Here is a 19903-nt window from a genome sequence, read left to right as displayed (position 1 = left end):
CCAGGGAGCGGCCTCATGGCAGCCGCGTTGCGCGGTCTGATCCTCCCAGGCTGCGGGGTGCATACGTTACTCAGACGACAGCGGTAATACATATTTATGCCAGTCAGCGCTGCGAACTCTGATCACCTCTGGATTCTATTTCAGGATTAGTGATCACCATGAACGCACAAGCCCACCCATTACCCGAGTCGGATGAACGTCAGCTCAAGAACATGGCGAGCCGTTACGTCACCGATTACCCCGATCTCAATGCGCTGGCGAGGTCCGCTGCGCAAAGCATCATTTTCAGGCACACGGGGAAGCATCTGGACCCCGATCAGGTGTATTGGCATCGGTTCTCCAGCGCCAGCAGCAGTTCACGGTCCTTTACCGGATGGCAGCACGCTGGCGCTACGGTGAAGTCGATGACGATGACCGAACTGGTGATTCGTCGTTTCAACGTAAGCGAGCAGCGAGCCCCGGACGAACTGGCGGTCTATGGCGGCTTCTACACCGACGGCCCGGAACATGGCTTTTATGACGAACGGAATGAAGTGCGCATGCTCCCGGCGGAGGTGCTCAACGATTTCTGGGCCCTTGATTTCAGTGCGGGCTACAGACGCCAGATGGACAGGTTCTGGGCGCAGCACAGCGACAACTTCTGCGTGCTTGCCAAGGTTCGATACCTGGCTTCTGCGGGAGAAAGCCTGAGCAGAAACCAGCTGTCGGCGACGGATTTCGACATGCTGCGCAGCGTCCTGGCGACCGGGCCGGGACCTGCAACGCTCGCGCAGCTGCGTGAGCCAATGCCTGCGACGTCAGCGGTGTCGGTGTTCCATCTGGAACTGGGCGCGTTCAAGGCCCGGGACATTCTGCGTATCGTCGATGAAAACGGACGTCAGATCCTGTATGTCTGCGGTGCGCAAACGCCGTTCTACTGCTTCGATACCCACCACCAACTGTACGAATGGTTGAAGGCGCAGTTCCTTTCCATCAGGACTCGAGAAGCCTTTTGCGCCCGCTTCCTGCATTCGGCGAGTGACTGGGAGACGCACCGCGCTGCATTCCAGCGCGATGTGGCTCAGCTGCTGAGCAATGATCACGACGACGCTGGGGCCAATCGACTCGTCAATCGCGGGGCGGAGCCGATTCCGGGGGATCCGTTTGTCTATCTGCGGGATGTCGCCCGTCACGACATGACGTCCGACGCCACCACCCTGCTGACCGATAACAGCGATCTCCGCAAGCAGATCTGGCTTGGCTATCTGAACGCCTTTCTGTCCGTGTTCGGCAATCTGGCGCCGCTCGGCTGGCCACTGGCATTGGCCGTGGTGGGCGCGAGTCTGATCAGCACGGGGTTGAATATCGATCAGGCGGTCAACGGTAAAAGCGCCGAACAACGCAGGCGGGGTATCGTGGGTGCCATCGCCAGCGCTATTTATCTGTGCTTGAACCTGCCGCTGCTGTCGCGCATGGGAGCTGATGTCAGGGAACCCATGAAGGCACCCAGCCCGATGGGGCCAAACGCAGGTGCCAATGCAATACCCACTCTTCTGGCGACCGATCCGTTGTCGGGCATGAGCGACAACGCTGTCCTTGAATCGCTGACGCCAGTGTCGGAGGAAGGGCCCTATCAAGGGGCATACCGGCTGAGCAATGGCGAAACATGGGCGATCATCGAAGGGCAGGCGCATCGTTTGAATTTCGATGAGAGCCTGGGCAGCTGGGTCATGGTCGATCCCCATAACCCGTTCGCGTTCAATGGCAGATGCCCGGTTCGATTCGACGGGCAAGGCCAGTGGGAACGGCTTCCAATCCCGGGCCTGTCTGGCGGTGCACCCATGGATGCCGGCGCCGTGACGATCAGTCCGCCGCCCGCCACGCCCGTTGCCAATGTGCAATCGGCGTTCTGGGATCGCTTCATGCAGCTCAACCTGTTTGATGAGCAGCTTTATTCCGAGGCGGCGCTGGCGCGGCAACAGGCAGCGGTCGAGGTGTTCTGCATGGAACCGCATGAAATTATCACCACCGACTCCGAGGGTGAAGACGTGCATTTCGACCAGTGGGGCGCCAGACACCGCGTGTTCAAAACCGCAGACGGTGAATTTGTCGGCTCTTCCATCACGCACTACACCCATGAAGACGATGCGTATAACCAGTTTTTGCGAACCGGCGTGGCGATCTATTCCGATCAAGTCGCGCTGGTGCAAAGGCTCGCCGAGGACGTCACCACGCTGGGGTACAACAATGATGTCGCGCTATACCGGGGCGGTAGTGGGGCGCGGGGTACGTCGGGCGCCTTTTTCCGTACCGGCGACGTCACCGTGGGTGATGTGCTGGTCAATACCGACATCACCTCATTCAGCGAAAACCCTTATCAGGCGCGCACCTTTGCCAGCAGTCAGGCAGGCGTCCATGCCTCTGCCACCGATGCGCCGATCCGCTTTGACGACACCAGCGTGGTGTTCGTGCTGCCGGAAAAAAACTACTTGAGCGCAGCACCGATCGCGCCGTTTTCTGCGAGTCCGGAAGAGGCCGAGGCTATTTTTTTACCCGGTCACTACTTTCAGATCGACAGCATCGAACAAGTCGTCGGGACGTTTTACCGGTTCATGAAAGTCCAACTGCGCGAAGTGACCGGGCCAGTCCCGGGCCGAAAATTGCTCGACATGCGGACCGCTGAGCCTTTCATTCGCCAGAATTATGCGGCGCGACTGGGAGGCGCCGGGCGGGTGCTGGTCGATCGTTTTTTTCCGATTCAACAACCCTGAACAGCCTGCTCATTTCGTAACCAATAATTATCTATAGCGGCCCTGAATGCCTGTCGGTGGACTCTACGGGCTCACTCGCTGACAGGATGTCGGGTTATGAAAGACAGAAAGGATACGACCGCTCTGGAGCGCAGAGCTAACGAGCTTCGGCGCAGTCGCGACAGCTCGCGAGTCGCGGGCTGGCGTGACCAGAGAGGCGAGGACTGGGAAGGCAGTGGCTGGAATGAGCCACGTGTGCCGCGCGACGAAAACGGGTGGCCCATCGAGCCGGCCCCCGGGAAAGAAGTCGATGCTGATGCCATGCTGCTGAGCGACTGGCTCGGTCAGCAGCACGTGCGCTACGAATCTCCCCGCGAGTTGGCGCACAGCCGGGCCGCAGATTTCGTTAGGCAGCACCTGCTCGACCTGGATCCCGATGACCTGCTCATCGCCACGTTGTACCTGAATACGCTCGACACAGCGCCCCAACGCGCCAACATCGGTCACTCATTCACGCTGACCGACGCGCTGATGCATAACTGGCAGCAGGAGGGTAACGGCGACTGGTTCGATCATCTTGGTCACTTGCAGGCGTATCGGGAGGGCGGTTATCCCGCACGCGTCTCGCCGACGCCCCTTAACCTGCCGGATTGCTTCGCCTATGAAGCCATTTACCGCAGAACTTCCCCTCAGCGATTTGATGCCTCTACTCACACGTCCATCGATCCCAAAGCGTTCAAGGCCTTCGTATGGGATAACGCATTGCTCGATCACTACGAGAGCATGCTCAATACGTTCTGGGAAACGCATGGCAGTGACTACAACCTGCTTATCAAGGCTGCCTTCCTCAAGTCGGCATACATCCAGTACTCCGAAGGCTCGATGAGCCTGGAAGACAAAACGCTGGTGCTCAAGTCCTTGGGCTTCGATCCGGCGCAGCCCTGGGAAAGGCTGACGTTCGAAACATTTCGCGATGCACCGCTCGCTTCTACGGTCACGTTCCGCGAGCTCATTTTGTATCGCTACACAGCAACCGACATCATTGTCATCAGGGATGAACAGACAGGCCGGTTAGTGGTTTATATCCCCGGCAACTCGTCGCCTTTTCATGGGTTCGAAGATCTCGTAGCGTTTCAGAACTGGATCGCGCTTCAGTGCAGAGACACCCGCAAACGGCAGGCCCTGGAGCGTCATTTCAAACTTGAAGACGACAGCGACGGACTTTTTCTGAGCGGTCTTCAGACGACTCTGGCAGGTCTTGCGGTCTTTCCGCATCTGCTGAACGGCGCGACAGGGAGCTGGCCGCCTTACAGGGAAATCTCGCTCGGTGCCGCACTTTCTCCTTGGCCTTTTTCCCATTTTCGCCAAAGTCTGCAGGATCGGCAGCGCTCTGATGCCGCGCTGAGTATCCGCACGCAAAGCGACTATCGCAAAGAAGCGCTTGCACAAGGGTTGTCCACCGCCATCAACGTCACGGGAGCCATCGCCATGGTCGTGCCCGAGCTGTGGTTGCCATTGGCGGCCATGTCGGTCGCGCTTCTGGGCCTGGGGGCAGACGAGGTGGTTGAAGGCAAGAGCTACGAAGAAAGGAAAGCCGGGGTTGGCCGTGTTGTCTTCGGTGTTTTGAATGCCGTACCCGCCATTGCCCAGGGAGCCGGCGAGATTATCGACGCAGCCGCTGCAGCGCAGCGTGCAGGCGAAGTCATTCCGGGTGCTGCAGACGAAGTGGGGCAGGTGATCGAGAGTCGGAGCGCCGAGCAGAAAGCTGCAGCGTCTGCACAGCAGCAAGAGATCGATGAAGAGATGGCGCAGCAGGCGCGCGCGCGCGCCGACGAGGATGCCAGCGCACGGGAGGCGCGATTGGCGCAGGAAGAGCAGAGTCGCCTACTGCGCAAGGCTCAACACGAAGCGGGTTATGACAGCGCGAAGGCGTTTGGTGTCGAGCCTGAGGGCCTTCGATCATTACCCCCACTTTTACGTGCTGAACTGGCCAGGTTCGAGTACAGCGAGCCCCTTGATCTTTCGGGCAGCTGGACACGCGATGACTTCGGCGCCGTGTACAAGGCCGTCGATCCAGCGTCAGGCGAGGCCGTTTATTTCGCCAGGATTCATTCAAGGATCTACCGGGTTGAGCGGGTCGATTCGGTCAAGCAGTACCGAATTTTCTCTCCCGAAGATGCGGCCATCAAAGGTCCTTATATCAAGCGTCTGAATGGATTCTATTCAGACCTGGATCTGAGGCCTGGTCTGCGTGGAGGGGAAGGCTATGGCGATGCCGTCGCAGCGGCGTCTGCGAAAGACGAGGGTGTGACTGCACCTGTCGAACGGGTTCGGGCACAACCGCGGGTTCAGATCGATGTGCCGATGGACGGAATTGAGCAAAGGACGCTGACTGACAGCTCTGGTCATCAGGTGCATCGGTTCTACGCCATGAACAGGCCGGAAGGTACAGGCGTTTATTACGATGCTGACGTCGCGTGCTGGAGAAATAAAATAACCGAGGAGCTGCTTTGGCTGGATAACAACGGCAAGTGGAGCGTGGGGGACGAGCGTCGTTATCTGAGCGTCAAAAGCCGCCTTCGCGCCGGTGTGAATGACACGGTTTACACGTTTCCGCGGCTGCCAGGCGTGTCTGCGAAGTCTTTGCCCATTGATCGCACGATTCATCAGATCTGGTTAGGCGATGGATTGCCCGGACCGCACCTGATCGAGACGATCAAACAAAATATCAGGACCAGTCCGGATCTGAAGTTTGCACTTCATATCGATATCGACTACTCCGCAACAGTGGACGGCTTGACCGCCGAGCAGCAATTGCAGGCTGAATTTGCCAGCTTTCCCCAGATGACCATTTCAAGCCTTCAAGACGAGCAGTTCTTCGATGGGTTTTCCCTGTACGAGCAGGAAAGTGCCGAGCCCTATGCCTACTTCCGCCACGGCCAGAACCAGAACCTTGCGGCGGCTGCGGATGTGCTCAGGTATCGGCTGATCAGGGAGTACGGGGGCATCTACATGAATTGCGATGACGTCCTGGCCCAGTCGTTCAAGGGGCAGGAGCTTGCCGCAGGCCCTTCTGATGTGCTGGTGGGCCGACCACTTAAATCCGAAACATTCATGCATCCGGGCCCTGCAAACAGCCACTTTGCCAGCCATCAAGGTAACCCGGTGCTCAGAGCAATGGAGAAGGAGCTGCATCAGCGATTCAAACTGGGAGAAGAGGCGTTGGGCGCCCTCAGACATTCATCCAGAGACACCCAACCTTATCTCACCGGAGTTTCTCGTATGACGGGATCCGGTCTGTTCCTGGACGTCATTAAAAAGTCTCGACCCGATTACGCAGGGCTACTGACCGGGCGCTATCGGACAACAGGCAACATACTCTCCGCCACCTATTCAGAACGCTTGGAGGAAGTGGAAAAATTCTATCTACCCTTCGCCAACCGACTGAAAATCGAGTCGGGTGGGGAGAACTTTCGGGGAGATGGGTCGGGCGTCACAGAGGATGTCTCTCCTATTGAGATCCCCGAGATCCTGCCACCGGCCCAGAGTGGTTTCTTGCAGCCGGATGCTCCCGCTATCAAGGTGGCGATTCCCATCGACGGCGTCAGTGAATCTGGCGGGCGTTACTCGATCATGCTCGATGGCAGACAGCGCGGGGTCATTTACGATGACGACGCGAAAACCTGGAAGCTTTCGGGCACCGAATCGAGAGGGCTGAGGCTGGACCAGAATGGAGACTGGCAAGCGCGAAGCGTGCTCGATGAGCCGCAGCCTATCAATCCGAACGCTAGCCTGGAGGTTGTAGAGCTGCCTCGGCTGCCCACCATGCCCAATAACCTCAGGCCGATACCGAGAAAGATTCATTACATCTGGGTTGGCAGCAAGCCGCTGGGAGAGGCGCGGATGGAAAACCTCATCAGAAACGCTAATCGCAGCCCCGATTTTCAATCCGTTTTGCATGTGGATGTGGACAGTCAGGAAGCGTTGGATCTTATCCGCGCAAGCGTAAAAAACCGTGCGCCGTCGCTGGCGGTGTCAAACCTGCATGATGAAAACTTCTTTGCCGCTTTCCTTCGCGGCAGGCATCAGGCGCTGTATCACAAGGCAAGACATGCAGCGGGCAAAAGCTATGCTGCCGCCTCCGACATCCTCCGCTACCCCCTGATCGACACCTATGGCGGCATCTACATGGATTCTGATGATGTGCTGACCTCTGCTTTCAGTGGCGTTCATCTTGAGGCGGCCCATGGCGACTTGCTGCTCGGCAAAGCGGTTGCCGTGCCCTCGCTGGAGTTTCGCGGCTATAACAACAGCCTCTTCGCCAGTCATGCGGGGAACCCTGTCCTTGCTCGCCTTGGCGAAGAGCTTGCCGTGCGAAACGATGCGCAGCCTGCGTTTTTTGAGACGCCTCCTCCTCAGGTTGATCATTCCACGCCAGTCAGCGAGTTGCTGACCTCGCAGGCGATGAAGCAATACCGCAAGACGGTGTTCGAGCTGACGGGACCAACGCTGTTCAATGATGTGTTGCGAGAGCAGCGGCCGGACTACTACCACTTGGGCATCGATCCGCCCGGCAACCTGCCCGTTCGCTGCGCAGCGTTTCAGCGGCAGCTGGAAACGTTGCAGGATCATTTCTTCCCATTCCAACGCAAGGCGCCTGTCGAAATCGGAAATGGCCATGACTGGTAGCGGGTGAGCGCAACACTCAGAACCAGGCGTCTTGCATTGCCAGACACGCATCATCCCGGCGCTCGAGGATCGCCAGTTCATGATGGCAACCCGGTACTTCCCATGTCAGGAAGTACCGGGCGGCCTGCAATCTTCCCTTGTAGAAGTCAGTGTCGGCTTCGTTGTCAGGGTTATGCGGCGCGACTGGGAAGTGCCGGGCGGGCGCTGGTTGATCGTTTTTTCCCCGTTCAACAACCCTGAACAGCCTGCTCATTTCATAAGCAATAATTATCTATGGCGGTCCTGCGTGCCTGTCGGTGGACTCTAAGGGCTCACTCACTGACTGGATGTCGGGTTATGAAAGACGGAAAGGATATGACCGCTCTGGAGCGCAGAGCTGACGAGCTTCGGCGCAGTCTAGACATTTCGCGAGTCGCGGGCTGGCGTGACCAGAGAGGCGAGGACTGGGAAGACAGTGGCTGGAATGAGCCACGTGTGCCGCGCGACGAAAACGGGTGGCCCATCGAGCCGCCCCCCGGGAAAGAAGTCGTTGCTGATGCCATGCTGCTGAGCGACTGGCTCGGTCAACAGCACGTGCGCTATGAATCGCCGCGTGAGTATGCACGCACCCAAGCTCAAGCCTATCTTTTCCAGCACCTCCTGGAAGAGACCGATCCGGACGAATTGCTGATCACCACGCTGTATATCAATGGTCAGGATGCTGCGCCCCAGAGGGCTAATATCGCGTATTCCATGACGCTGACCGACGCGCTGATAAGCAATTGGCAGCAGAGTGGCAACGGGCAGTTCCTCGAGCACCTCTCGACCCTGCGCGATTACCGGGACGGCGGCTATCCGGTGCGGATTTCCGCCGAACCGCTGGAGCTGTGGGACTGCTTCGCCTACGAAGCTATCTACCGAAAAACCAGCCCCCAGCGCTTCGACGCTTCCACCCACGTGGCGCTGGATCCGCTGACGTTCAAGGCCTACGTCTGGGAGGTGGATCTGCAGGCGCACTACCAGGCCACACTCACGCACTTCTGGGCCGAGCATGGTGCCGACTACAACCTCTTGATCAAGGCCGCACTCTTGAGGTCAGCGTATGTGCAGCACGCCGAAGGCTCACTGAGCACTGAGGACAAGTCGCTGGTATTGCGCGGACTCGGGCTCGCTCCTTCCCAGACCTGGGAGGCACTGACCTTCAAACACTTTGCCGATGCGCCGCTTCCCCACGACATTACCTTTCGTGAGCTTGTCCTGTACCGATATGTCGCCACTGACATCATCGTGCTGAGAGATGAACAGACTGACCGGCTCGTGATGTACGTCCCCGGCAATTCGTCGCCCCTGCACGGATTTTCAAACCTGCCCGCACTGCGCGCCTGGATCGCGCTGCAGTGCAAGGATGCGCGCCGACGCAAAGCACTGGAACGCCACTTCAGGCTTGAAGACGACCCGGACGGGATCTTTTACAGCGGCATCCAGAAAACCTTGGCAGGCCTGGCGGCATACCCACATTTCCTCGATCAAGCGACCGGTTACTGGAACCCCTCCAACGAGGTTCATCTCGGCGCGGCGCTCTCGCCCTGGCCGTTTTCGCACTTCAAAACCGCTCTGCAAGCCCGCCTCCAGGCGGATGGCAATCAACTTATTCGCAACCGCGCCGACCACAACAAGGAGGTGGCGGCCCAGGCCTTAAGCAATGCAATAGCCGCCACAGGCGCGATCGCTATGGTGGTGCCTTACTTGTGGGTGCCTTTGGCGGCGATGTCGCTGGCGTTGATCGGTCTGGGCGCTGATGAGGTGATCGAGGGCCGGACGCTTGAAGAGAAGAAAAATGGCACGGGCCGCATCGTCTTCGGCGTTTTGAATGCCGTACCGGCGCTTGCCGAAGGTGCTGTGACAGCCGGCAGTTTGCTGGGCGCAGCCGCGCGTGCGGGGGATCAAGCCATACCGGGAGCGGCGGATGAAGTCGCAAGCATGACCGGAGCTCGGACCGAGGCCGAGCGAAGTGTGGCGCGTGCCCGGCAGCAAGATGCCCACGCACAACAGGCTGAAGAGGCCGTTGAGCACGCCAGCGAATCGTCTGATGAAAGGGCCGCGCGCCTGATCGTGGAAGAGCACCAGAGGCTGGCAATCAAAAGCCAGCACGCGGCACGCTACGACAGCGCGATTGCCTTTGGGGTTGAACCGCAAGGACTGCGAGCACTTACCCCGGAACTTCGCACGGCGCTCGCCCGATTCGAATACAAGGCGCCACTGGATCCGTCAGGCACCTGGAAAACCGATGAACTAGGCGCCGTGTATGACGTGAGCCGCCCTGGAACGGGTGAACCCCGTTACTACGCTCGCGTGCATTCAAAGCTCTATCCCGTCGAGCGCGTCCAGGGGGCCGGCCAGTACCGGATTTACGCGCCTGACGATGCCCGGCTCAAGGGGCCTTACGTCAAGCGGGTCAAAGGCTTTTACTCTGACATTGACCTGCGGCCCGGCCTGCGGGGCGGCGACAGTTTCATTGAAGAGTTGCCCCCGGTGCCACTGCCAGTCGGGAAGGACGGAATCGTGCTGACGCGCGCCCAGCCACCCGTGACGATCGAGATGCCCATGGACGGTATCGAAACGAGGTGGGTACAGGACCAGGAAGGAAATCGAATACCCCGGTACTTCGCCAGCAACGTTCCCGAAGGGACGAAGGTCATTTACAACGCTGAGATAGCCTGCTGGGAGTCGGGCACCAACAAACTGCTCTGGCTGGATAGCAAAGGGCGTTGGCGTTCAGGAACCGAGGAGGCCTACCTGAAAGTCAGGGACAAATTGAGACCGAGCGTGGGTAACGTCTTTTACACCTTTCGGCGCCTGCCGGGCTTTCCTGCCAATCCGCAGCCCATCGAGCAGCTGGTGCACCAGGTCTGGCTGGGCCGGCGGTTGCCGGGCGAAAAACTGATCGAAAACATCAAATCCAACATGCGCATCAGTCCCGGGCTGAAGTTCACGATGCATGTGGATATTGACGACACGGCAGCGCTGGATGGTTTGTCCCCTCAAGCGCAGCTGCAAAATGCATTCGCCGACTTTCCCAACATGACCATTTCCAGGCTGCAGGATGAGCCTTTCTTCGAGGGCTTCATGGGCGATCCCCATACCTCGACAGCGTTTTCCTGCTTTCGCCGAGGAGAATTGGAAAACTTCGCCGCAGCCTCGGATATCTTGAGATACCGATTGATCAGGGAGTACGGCGGCATCTACGTGGATTGCGATGACGAAATAGGTCAATCATTCTCGGGAGCCGAGCTGCTGGCCGGGCCCCATGACGTGCTGGTGGGCAGCACGGTGGAAAGCCCGATTTTGTCATTCAAAGGGCCCAATAACAGCCATTTTGCGAGCCTCCCGGGCAATCCGGTGTTCAGGGAAATGGAGCAGGAAATTCATACCCGCTTCACCAGGCAGCGTGCCGCCCTGGAAGCATTGTCACCCTCCCGACACCAATCCAGCACGGCGATGGCTGCCTACATGACGCAGATATCGGAAGTCACCGGTCCCACGTTGTTTCTGGACGTGCTCAAAGAGACCCGTCCCGATTATGCCGACCTGCTCGACGACGGGTTCAAGATCGATACCAACGTGTACTCGTCCGAATACTTCGAGCGGCTGAATCGGGTGAAAGACTTTTATCGCCCATTCGCCTCACGGTTCAGGATATTTCCGGGCGCCGAAAACTCCTGGAACGCACCCGGGGCGTGATTCACACCTTGTCGCAGTTTGACTGCTGACGGTTTCGCCCTTGTTAGGTGGCGAGCTTAAAACCATTCGTCCTGCATCGACAGGCACGCATCATCCCGCCGTTCCAGTATCGCCAGTTCATGGTGACAGCCCGGTACTTCCCACGTCAGGAAGTACCGGGCTGCCTGCAACTTGCCCTTGTAGAAGTCGGTGTCGGCTTCGTTGTTCTTCTCCAACCCCTCTTGGGCGCGGATCGCCTGCTCCAGCCAGCGCCAGCCAATCACCGCATGCCCGAACGCCTTCATATACAACGCGGAGTTGGCCAGTGTTGCATTGACCTTGCCCTGGCTCAGATCGGTCAGCAGACCGAGGGTCACCGTTTGCAGGCGGGCGACCAGTTGCTCCAGCGGTTGCCGCAGTTCGGTCAGCGATTCATGGGCCTGGGCGCGCTCACAGGTGTCAGCGATCAAGCGAATCAGTTGCTTGAGCCCCGCGCCGCCGTTCTGTGCCAGCTTGCGCCCCAGCAGATCCAGCGACTGAATGCCGTGGGTGCCTTCATGAATCGGGTTCAGGCGGTTGTCGCGGTAGTACTGCTCCACCGGGTAATCGCGGGTATAACCATGGCCGCCGAGAATCTGGATCGCCAGTTCGTTGGCCTTCAGGCAGAACTCCGAAGGCCAGGACTTGACGATGGGCGTCAGCAGATCAAGCAGCTCGTGGGCGTGTTTGCGCACGTCCTCGCTGTCGCCCGTCTGCGTGTCGTCGAACAGCCGAGCGGCGTACAGGCCCAGGTCAAACGAACCCTCGACGTAGGCTTTTTGCGTCAGCAGCATGCGTTTCACGTCGGCGTGCTGAATGATGGAGACCGGCGCGCCGTCCGGTGACTTGCTGTCAGGCAGTCGGCCTTGCGGACGTTCGCGAGCGTATTCCAGCGAGTACAGGTAACCGGCATAACCCAGCATCACCGCGCCCATGCCGACGCCGATGCGTGCCTCGTTCATCATCTGAAACATGCAGCTCAGGCCCTGATGCGGCTTGCCCACGAGATAGCCGACGCAGTTGCCGTTGTCGCCGAAATTCAGTGCCGTGGAGGTGGTGCCGCGCCAGCCCATCTTGTGAAACAGCCCGGCCAGAATGACGTCGTTGCGCTCACCGAGACTGCCGTCGTCGTTGACCAGAAACTTCGGGACGATGAACAGGGAAATGCCTTTCACCCCCGCGGGTGCGTCGGGCAGTTTGGCGAGGACCAGATGGACGATGTTTTCGGACAGTGGGTGATCGCCCCCCGAGATAAAAATCTTGTTGCCGCGCAGGTGATAGCTGCCGTCTTCCGCAGGCTCGGCGCGTGTGCGGATGTCCGACAGCGACGACCCGGCGTGGGGTTCGGTCAGGGCCATGGTGCCGAAAAAGCGGCCCTCGATCATCGGTTGCAGAAAGCGCTGCTTTTGCTCGTCGGTGCCGAAGTTTTCAATGAGATTCGCCGCGCCCATGGTCAGGAAGGGGTATGACGCCGTCGCGGCATTGGCGGACTGGAAATGGGCAAAACAGGCTTGGGACAGCAATGTGGGCAGCTGCATGCCGCCGGCCTCGAAATCCCGCGCTGCGTTTAGAAAACCTGCTTCCAGAAACGCGTTCACAGCAGGTTTTACTTCCGGTATCAGTACTGCTGCGCCGTTCTCGAAGCGCGGCTCGTTCTCGTCATTTTTGCGGTTGTGGGGCGCGAAGTATTTCTCCGCGATGTTGCGCGCCGTGCTGATCGCTGCATCGAAGGTTTCCCGGCTGTGCTCGGCAAAACGTTCGCGTTGGGTCAGCGCCTCTGCGTCCAGCACTTCATACAGCTCGAAAGCCAGATTGCGGGAACTGAGCAGCGTCTCGGACATGGCGGCGTACCTTTCTTGGGAATGCCGTCGAGTCTAGGGGCGAGGAGAAGGGGTGAACAGGATGATTGATGCGGGTGATGGGGCGCTCAAACGGCGACCAAACGGCAAGAATGCATCGGCGCCACCGCAAAACGGATGGCGCCCACACTGGCCTCTTCCCGGCTGACGCCGGTCCCACTGAACAGCGCGCACTGAGTGGGACTGGCTTCAGCCGGGAAGGCCTCTAGCCGATTGTCATGAGGCTCGCGTTACCGCCCGCTGCTGCGGTGTTGACGCTCAGAGCACGCTCGATCACCAGACGCTCCAGCGCGATGTTGGTTTCGCCTTTGGACAGACCGTGCACACCGACGATCGCGCCGCTGCGTTGAGCGACCTGTTCGCAGATGGCGCGCAGCTGATCGGAATCACCGTGGTGCAATACCGCGTCAATGGCGACCTCGTCCTTGTTCCAGTCGGCGACCAGCTTGATGCGCGACTGAACGTCCTTCGGCAGGCGGTTGCGCAGCGACTTGCCCGGCTCAAAGTCCGGCACGATCGCTGTACTGCCCACCGCCATCACTGCGGCCAGTTGCGCCAGCAGATCCGTCTCGTCCTCGGCCAGGCACAACACGTGTTCACGCGGCAGGATGCTGTAGCTGTTGCGCTCGCCGGTCGGGCCCATGAGTGTGCGGGTCACGCCGCTTTGGGATTGCTCGGCGAACTGGCTGCACAGAGTCTCCAGGTCGCTGAGTTGCTGACCGCCCGCCCAGGCCCTGAGCGCATTCAGCGGCTTGAGCATCGCCTCTTGCATGCGGGTGTCCGGCGCCTGTTGCGCATCGCGGGCGGCGAAGGATTTTTGCACGGCATCGGCGGGACGCGTCGACAGCAAACGGTACAGGTACAGCGGACCACCGGCTTTCGGACCGGTGCCCGACAAACCTTCGCCACCAAACGGCTGCACACCCACCACGGCGCCAACGATGTTGCGGTTGACGTACATGTTGCCCGCGTTGACGTTGTCGATCACCTTGGCGATGGTCTCGTCGATGCGTGTGTGTACGCCCAATGTCAGGCCATAACCGGAAGCGTTAATTTGCGCGATCAACGCGTCCAGCTCCCGGCGCTTGTAGCGGACGACATGCAGTACCGGGCCGAAGATTTCCCGTTGCAGCTCGTCGAAGCTGTCCAGCTCGATCAGCGTCGGCATCACGTAGGTGCCGCGCTTGATCTCGTCGCTGTCGGCAATGGCGACTTGATACACATTACGGCCTTTGTCGCGCATGGCCTGAATGTGTTTCTCGATACCGGCCTTGGCTTCCTGATCGATCACTGGGCCGATGTCCACCGACAGGCGTTCCGGGTTGCCCAGACGGCTTTCAGCCATTGCGCCTTTAAGCATCTCGATGACGCGGTCCGCGGAATCTTCCTGCAAGCACAGCACACGCAGTGCGGAGCAGCGTTGGCCGGCGCTGTCGAACGCCGAGGACACCACGTCGATGACCACTTGTTCGGTCAGCGCCGAGGAGTCGACGATCATCGCGTTCTGGCCGCCGGTTTCAGCGATCAGCGGAATCGGCCGGCCTTGGGCATCGAGGCGGCCGGCGACATTGCGTTGCAGCAAACGGGCAACCTCGGTGGAGCCGGTGAACATCACGCCCTTGACGCGATCATCGCCGACCAGCCGTGCGCCGACGGTTTCACCGCGGCCCGGCAGCAGTTGCACCACGCCTTCGGGAATACCGGCTTCGAGGAGAATGCGGACGGCCTGCGCGGCAATCAGCGGTGTCTGTTCCGCAGGTTTGGCGAGCACCGGGTTGCCGGCCGCCAGGGCTGCAGCCACCTGACCGCTGAAAATGGCCAGCGGGAAGTTCCACGGGCTGATGCACACCACAGGGCCCAACGGGCGGTGAGCGTCGTTGCTGAAATCGTTGCGTGCCTGTACCGCGTAGTACCGCAGGAAATCCACAGCCTCGCGCACTTCGGCAATGGCGTTGGCGAACGTCTTGCCGGCTTCGCGGGCGAGCAAGCCCATCAACGGTTGTATCTCGGCTTCCATCAGGTCGGCGGCGCGCTCAAGGATTGCGGCACGTTCGGCGGGCGGCGTCGCCTGCCAGATCGGTCCGGCGCTGAGGGCGCTGAGCAGGGCGTTATCGACGTCTTCCAGGCTGGCTTCCTGTACGTGGCCAACGACGTCACGCAAATCGGACGGGTTCAGGACCGGCGTTTCAGTGCCAGCGCTGACCGGGCTGCCCAGCATCGGGCCGGCCTTCCAGTCGTTGTGCGCCGTGGCGAGCAGGGCAGAAGACAGCGATGCCAGACGATGTTCGTTGGCCATATCGATGCCGGCGGAGTTGGCGCGCTCACTGCCATACAGGTCGCGCGGCAGCGGAATGCGTGGATGCGGCAGGCCGAACCCGCCTTCCTGGGTGGCCATGCGCTCGATGCTGGACACTGGGTCGGCAACCAGTTCCTGAATGGATATCGATTGGTCTGCAATGCGGTTGACGAAGGACGTGTTGGCGCCGTTTTCCAGCAGTCGACGCACCAGGTACGCCAGCAGCGTTTCATGGGTGCCGACCGGTGCGTACACGCGGCACGGTCGGTTCAGCTTGCCATCGGCGACTTTGCCCACGACCTGTTCATACAAGGGTTCGCCCATGCCGTGCAGGCACTGGAACTCGTACTGACCGGGGTAATAGTTCTGTCCGGCGATGTGGTAGATGGCCGACAGCGTATGGGCGTTGTGGGTCGCGAACTGCGGGTAGATGACTTCCGGCACCGAGAGCAGTTTGCGTGCGCAGGCGATGTAGGAAACGTCGGTGTAAACCTTGCGCGTGTAGACCGGGTAGCCTTCCAGGCCCTCGACCTGCGCGCGCTTGATTTCGCTGTCCCAGTACGCGCCTTTCACCAGACGGATCATCAGGCGATGGCGGCTGCGGCGGGCCAGGTCGATGACGTAGTCGATCACGTAAGGGCAGCGCTTCTGATACGCCTGGATCACGAAACCGATGCCGTTCCAGCCGGTCAGTTGCGGTTCGAAGCACAGGCGTTCGAGCAGGTCCAGCGACAGCTCCAGGCGATCGGCTTCTTCGGCGTCGATGTTCAGGCCGATGTCGTATTGCTTGGCCAGCAAGGTCAGCGACAGCAGGCGCGGGTACAACTCGTCCATCACGCGCTCGTACTGCGCCCGGCTGTAACGCGGGTGCAGCGCGGACAATTTGATGGAGATGCCAGGGCCTTCATAGATGCCGCGACCGTGGGAGGCTTTGCCGATCGAGTGGATGGCCTGCTCGTAGGACGCCAGGTATTTCTGCGCGTCATGCTCGGTCAGGGCCGCTTCGCCGAGCATGTCGTAGGAGTAACGGAAGCCTTTCGCCTCGAACTTGCTGGCGTTGGCCAGAGCTTCGGCGATGGTCTCGCCGGTGACGAACTGCTCGCCCATCAGGCGCATGGCCATGTCGACGCCCTTGCGGATCATCGGCTCGCCGGACTTGCCGATGATGCGGCTCAGCGAGGAGGTCAGGCCTGCCTCGTTGTGGGTGCTGACCAGTTTGCCGGTCAGCAACAGGCCCCAGGTGGCGGCGTTGACGAACAGCGACGGGCTGTTGCCCAGATGCGGGTGCCAGTTGCCGGTGCTGATCTTGTCGCGGATCAATGCGTCGCGGGTGCCTTTGTCAGGGATGCGCAGCAGGGCTTCGGCCAGGCACATCAGCGCCACGCCTTCCTGCGATGACAGCGAGAATTCCTGCAGCAGGCCCTGGACGATGCCGGCGCGGCCACCGGCGCTCTTCTGGTTGCGCAGCTTTTCAGCGATCGACGCCGCGAGCTTGTGCGTAGCGTCGGCCATCGGGGCCGGCAGGCGAGCCTGCTCAATGAGCATGGGCACCACTTCAGGCTCGGGGCGGCGGTAGGCGGAGGTGATCGCGGCACGCAAAACCGACTGGGGAAGGATGCTTTCGGCGAATTCGAGGAACGCCTGATGGCCGTTGTCCGCGGGCAGGTCACCCTGGTCATCGGCGTCTTTGCTACCCTGACCACTGAGTTCATTCAGGGTCGCACCGCCCTCGAGCTTCTCCAGATAATTGAAGATTGCCTGCTTGATCAGCCAGTGGGGCGTCCGGTCGATAGACTGCGCCGCCGCTTTCAATCGCTCACGGGTGGGGTCGTCGAGTTTGACACCGAGGGTGGTGGTGGCCATTTCTTATCCTCATGACAGCCACGGTCATGTGGCTTAGCTGCGGCAAGATTAGCCGCGGGATTGAAAGGGTGCAACCGGGTGCAACCGCTTTTTTCAAAGTGTTTCCAAAGTGCCCTGTATTGAGTCGAACTGGCCTGGCCTCGCCCGGTTCGGGTGCCTGCTTGGCCAAGGCTCTAGCTGGCTGTTACCCTGCAAATACGGGGTATATGGCACTTTGATCTAAATTGTAAAAAAGCCATGGAATGGCGTTTTTCGGGTTGCACCTGCGCCAGAGTGTCCTCTAGGATGCGCCGCTTTGGTGCATTCAAGCGGTGTGCAGCGGCGAGGTTCTCGCCAGCCCGCAACACACGCGAGCGGCCAATCGCGAACCTGATGCCTCAGGGGGACTTCGCTCTGCTCGCGCCTATAAAAACAACGCCGGAACCTAACCGATGAGTGTCAGCAACCCTACCTTGATCACTTTCGTGATCTACATCGCCGCGATGGTCCTCATAGGGCTCATGGCCTACCGTTCCACCAATAATCTCTCGGACTATATCCTCGGCGGGCGCAGCCTCGGCAGCGTGGTCACGGCGCTTTCGGCCGGTGCGTCGGACATGAGCGGCTGGCTGCTCATGGGCTTGCCGGGCGCGATCTACATGTCCGGTCTGTCGGAAAGCTGGATCGCCATCGGGCTCATCATCGGCGCCTACCTGAACTGGCTGTTCGTTGCCGGTCGCCTGCGGGTACAGACCGAACACAACGGCGATGCGCTGACCCTGCCGGATTATTTTTCCAGCCGCTTCGAAGACAACAGCGGCTTGCTGCGGGTGATTTCCGCCATCGTGATTCTGGTGTTCTTCACGATCTACTGCGCTTCCGGCATCGTCGCTGGCGCGCGGCTGTTCGAGAGCACCTTCGGCATGTCCTACGAAACCGCGTTGTGGGCAGGCGCTGCGGCGACGATTGCCTACACCTTCGTCGGCGGCTTCCTGGCGGTCAGTTGGACAGACACCGTGCAAGCCACCCTGATGATCTTCGCGCTGATCCTTACGCCCATCATCGTGCTTCTGGCGACCGGTGGGATCGACACCACGTTCATGGCGATCGAAGCCCAGGACCCGAGCAACTTCGACATGCTCAAAAACACCACCTTCATCGGCGTTATTTCGCTGATGGGCTGGGGCCTGGGCTACTTCGGTCAGCCGCACATCCTGGCGCGCTTCATGGCCGCTGACTCGGTCAGGTCGATCGCCAAGGCCCGTCGCATTTCCATGACCTGGATGATCCTCTGCCTGGGCGGCACCGTTGCCGTCGGCTTCTTCGGCATCGCCTACTTTTCGGCGCACCCGGAGGTGGCAGGTCCCGTCACTGAAAACCACGAGCGCGTCTTCATCGAGCTGGCCAAGATCCTGTTCAACCCGTGGATTGCCGGCGCTCTGCTGTCGGCCATCCTTGCGGCGGTCATGAGCACGCTGAGCTGTCAGTTGCTGGTGTGTTCGAGTGCGCTGACCGAAGATTTCTACAAAGCCTTTCTGCGCAAAAGCGCGTCCCAGGTTGAGCTGGTGTGGGTCGGCCGGGCCATGGTGCTGTTGGTGGCGCTGATTGCGATCGCCTTGGCGGCGAACCCGGAAAACCGCGTGCTGGGTCTGGTCAGCTATGCCTGGGCCGGCTTTGGCGCCGCGTTCGGGCCGGTGGTGCTGATCTCGGTGATCTGGAAAGGCATGACCCGCAACGGCGCACTGGCGGGGATTCTGGTCGGCGCAATAACAGTGGTGGTGTGGAAGCATTTCGAACTGCTGGGCCTGTACGAAATCATCCCCGGCTTCATCTTCGCCAGCATCGCCATCGTGCTGTTCAGCGTAATCGGCAAACGCCCTACGCCGGGCATGCTGACGCGCTTCGAAGCAGCGGAAAAAGAATACAGGGCGGCGTAACGGCTGCCTGCTCAAGAGCCCGAGCGACACAAGCGCTCGGGCTCCCTTGTGCGCGCATCAGCTCTTGTTGTGGTCGGCGTCCAGGTTGAAGAACATGGTCTTGCCGCCTTCGCTGGTGTAGCCCGTGTTGTCCTGGGTGTAGACCCCGGCCTTGAAGTACAGCTGCTGTTTGCTCCAGGTGGCGCTGATCCGGTCGTTCCAGGCCATGCCGTGGGCGGTCACGCTGAGCAACCCGGCTTTATTGAGGTGGATGACGTAATTGAACGTCTCGTTCAGGCTCACGTTTTCCGCCACCGTGATCACGCGCGCTTTTTTGTCGGTGGGGTGGTAGCGGACCTTGGCGACGATGTTGCCCATGTGCGTCGCTTCCAGGTACTGATATTCGAGCTTCAACAGCGGCTGCGTGCTGTCGTAGACGTGGATCTGACCGATGACGACCCTGCCTGAAGATGGCACCTGGAGAACCTTGAGTTTGGCATTCAGATAATTGTCGGCGTCCTGGTAGTACCAGTTGTGCAGCGTGCCGTTGGACCAGGTCTCGCGTAATTCGGTGCGCGGGTAGATCGCGTTGGCGGTCTTGCTTCCGGTAACCGGAGCCCAGAATGTGATGTTCGATGAGCCGGACTTGAAGTATTTGCCGTCGTAACCTTGAAGCAGTTGTTGTGTCTCGATGGTGGCGGGGGGCGAGCCCACTGGAATGCTCAGATTCCACGTTCCCAAATCAATCATGTCTAGTCGTCCGATATGTCTCATTGCCAGCAAAGTTGCGGGCGAAAGGGGGTTGGGGGCGGCTTTTTATACGGTTCCACGACG

The 19903-nt window shown here is 60.0% G+C and carries 7 protein-coding genes and 1 pseudogene; 4 read left to right on the top strand and 4 right to left on the bottom strand.

The window, feature by feature from the left end:
• Nucleotides 1-158 precede the first annotated feature (158 nt).
• Both QWI20_RS02055 and QWI20_RS02050 read left to right on the top strand, forming a co-directional pair.
• Entirely contained in the window at nucleotides 159-2750 is a 2592-nt protein-coding gene (locus tag QWI20_RS02055; RefSeq protein ID WP_369303931.1) for a DUF6543 domain-containing protein, read from the top strand.
• 96 nt (nucleotides 2751-2846) lie between these two features.
• On the top strand, nucleotides 2847-7418 hold the full coding sequence (locus QWI20_RS02050) for a DUF6543 domain-containing protein (protein ID WP_369303930.1): 4572 nt from the start codon (nucleotides 2847-2849) through the stop codon (nucleotides 7416-7418).
• A 16-nt stretch (nucleotides 7419-7434) separates the two neighbouring features.
• Here the strand turns inward: QWI20_RS02050 and QWI20_RS02045 are convergent.
• A pseudogene (locus QWI20_RS02045) lies at nucleotides 7435-7575 on the bottom strand (acyl-CoA dehydrogenase C-terminal domain-containing protein); the annotation flags it as partial.
• Nucleotides 7576-7754: 179 nt separating this feature from the next.
• On the opposite strand from QWI20_RS02045, the gene QWI20_RS02040 reads away from it, so the two are divergent.
• Nucleotides 7755-11138, top strand: a complete 3384-nt coding sequence (locus tag QWI20_RS02040; protein ID WP_369303929.1) for a DUF6543 domain-containing protein — start codon at nucleotides 7755-7757, stop codon at nucleotides 11136-11138.
• A 56-nt stretch (nucleotides 11139-11194) separates the two neighbouring features.
• Here the strand turns inward: QWI20_RS02040 and QWI20_RS02035 are convergent, their stop codons facing one another.
• A complete protein-coding gene (locus tag QWI20_RS02035) occupies nucleotides 11195-12997 on the bottom strand; it encodes an acyl-CoA dehydrogenase (RefSeq protein WP_369303927.1) in 1803 nt (600 codons plus the stop codon).
• Between the two features lie 223 nt (nucleotides 12998-13220).
• Nucleotides 13221-17174, bottom strand: a complete 3954-nt coding sequence (gene putA / locus QWI20_RS02030; RefSeq protein WP_369303926.1) for a trifunctional transcriptional regulator/proline dehydrogenase/L-glutamate gamma-semialdehyde dehydrogenase — start codon at nucleotides 17172-17174, stop codon at nucleotides 13221-13223.
• Nucleotides 17175-17605: 431 nt separating this feature from the next.
• Here putA and putP point away from each other — a divergent pair, with 431 nt between their 5' ends.
• Nucleotides 17606-19090 (top strand): sodium/proline symporter PutP, encoded by a 1485-nt coding sequence (gene putP / locus QWI20_RS02025; RefSeq protein WP_369303925.1) that lies wholly within the window; start codon nucleotides 17606-17608, stop codon nucleotides 19088-19090.
• Nucleotides 19091-19147: 57 nt separating this feature from the next.
• Here putP and QWI20_RS02020 read toward each other — a convergent pair whose 3' ends face one another.
• Nucleotides 19148-19819, bottom strand: coding sequence for a polysaccharide lyase family 7 protein (locus QWI20_RS02020; RefSeq protein WP_192171166.1), 672 nt, complete (start codon nucleotides 19817-19819; stop codon nucleotides 19148-19150).
• Between the last annotated feature and the right edge of the window lie 84 nt (nucleotides 19820-19903).

Source organism: Pseudomonas sp. W2-17 (assembly GCF_041060445.1).
Taxonomy (GTDB): domain Bacteria; phylum Pseudomonadota; class Gammaproteobacteria; order Pseudomonadales; family Pseudomonadaceae; genus Aquipseudomonas.
The sequence above is the reverse complement of the archived record's forward strand: the minus strand, read 5'-3'. Positions and strand labels throughout refer to the sequence as shown.

What these genes read in the sequence shown, in the direction of transcription:
- QWI20_RS02055 (WP_369303931.1), top strand. Translation starts at nt 159, where the DNA reads ATGAACGCACAAGCCCACCCATTACCCGAGTCGGATGAACGTCAGCTC.
- QWI20_RS02050 (WP_369303930.1), top strand. Translation starts at nt 2,847, where the DNA reads ATGAAAGACAGAAAGGATACGACCGCTCTGGAGCGCAGAGCTAACGAG.
- QWI20_RS02040 (WP_369303929.1), top strand. Translation starts at nt 7,755, where the DNA reads ATGAAAGACGGAAAGGATATGACCGCTCTGGAGCGCAGAGCTGACGAG.
- QWI20_RS02035 (WP_369303927.1), bottom strand. Translation starts at nt 12,997, where the DNA reads ATGTCCGAGACGCTGCTCAGTTCCCGCAATCTGGCTTTCGAGCTGTAT.
- putA (WP_369303926.1), bottom strand. Translation starts at nt 17,174, where the DNA reads ATGGCCACCACCACCCTCGGTGTCAAACTCGACGACCCCACCCGTGAG.
- putP (WP_369303925.1), top strand. Translation starts at nt 17,606, where the DNA reads ATGAGTGTCAGCAACCCTACCTTGATCACTTTCGTGATCTACATCGCC.
- QWI20_RS02020 (WP_192171166.1), bottom strand. Translation starts at nt 19,819, where the DNA reads ATGATTGATTTGGGAACGTGGAATCTGAGCATTCCAGTGGGCTCGCCC.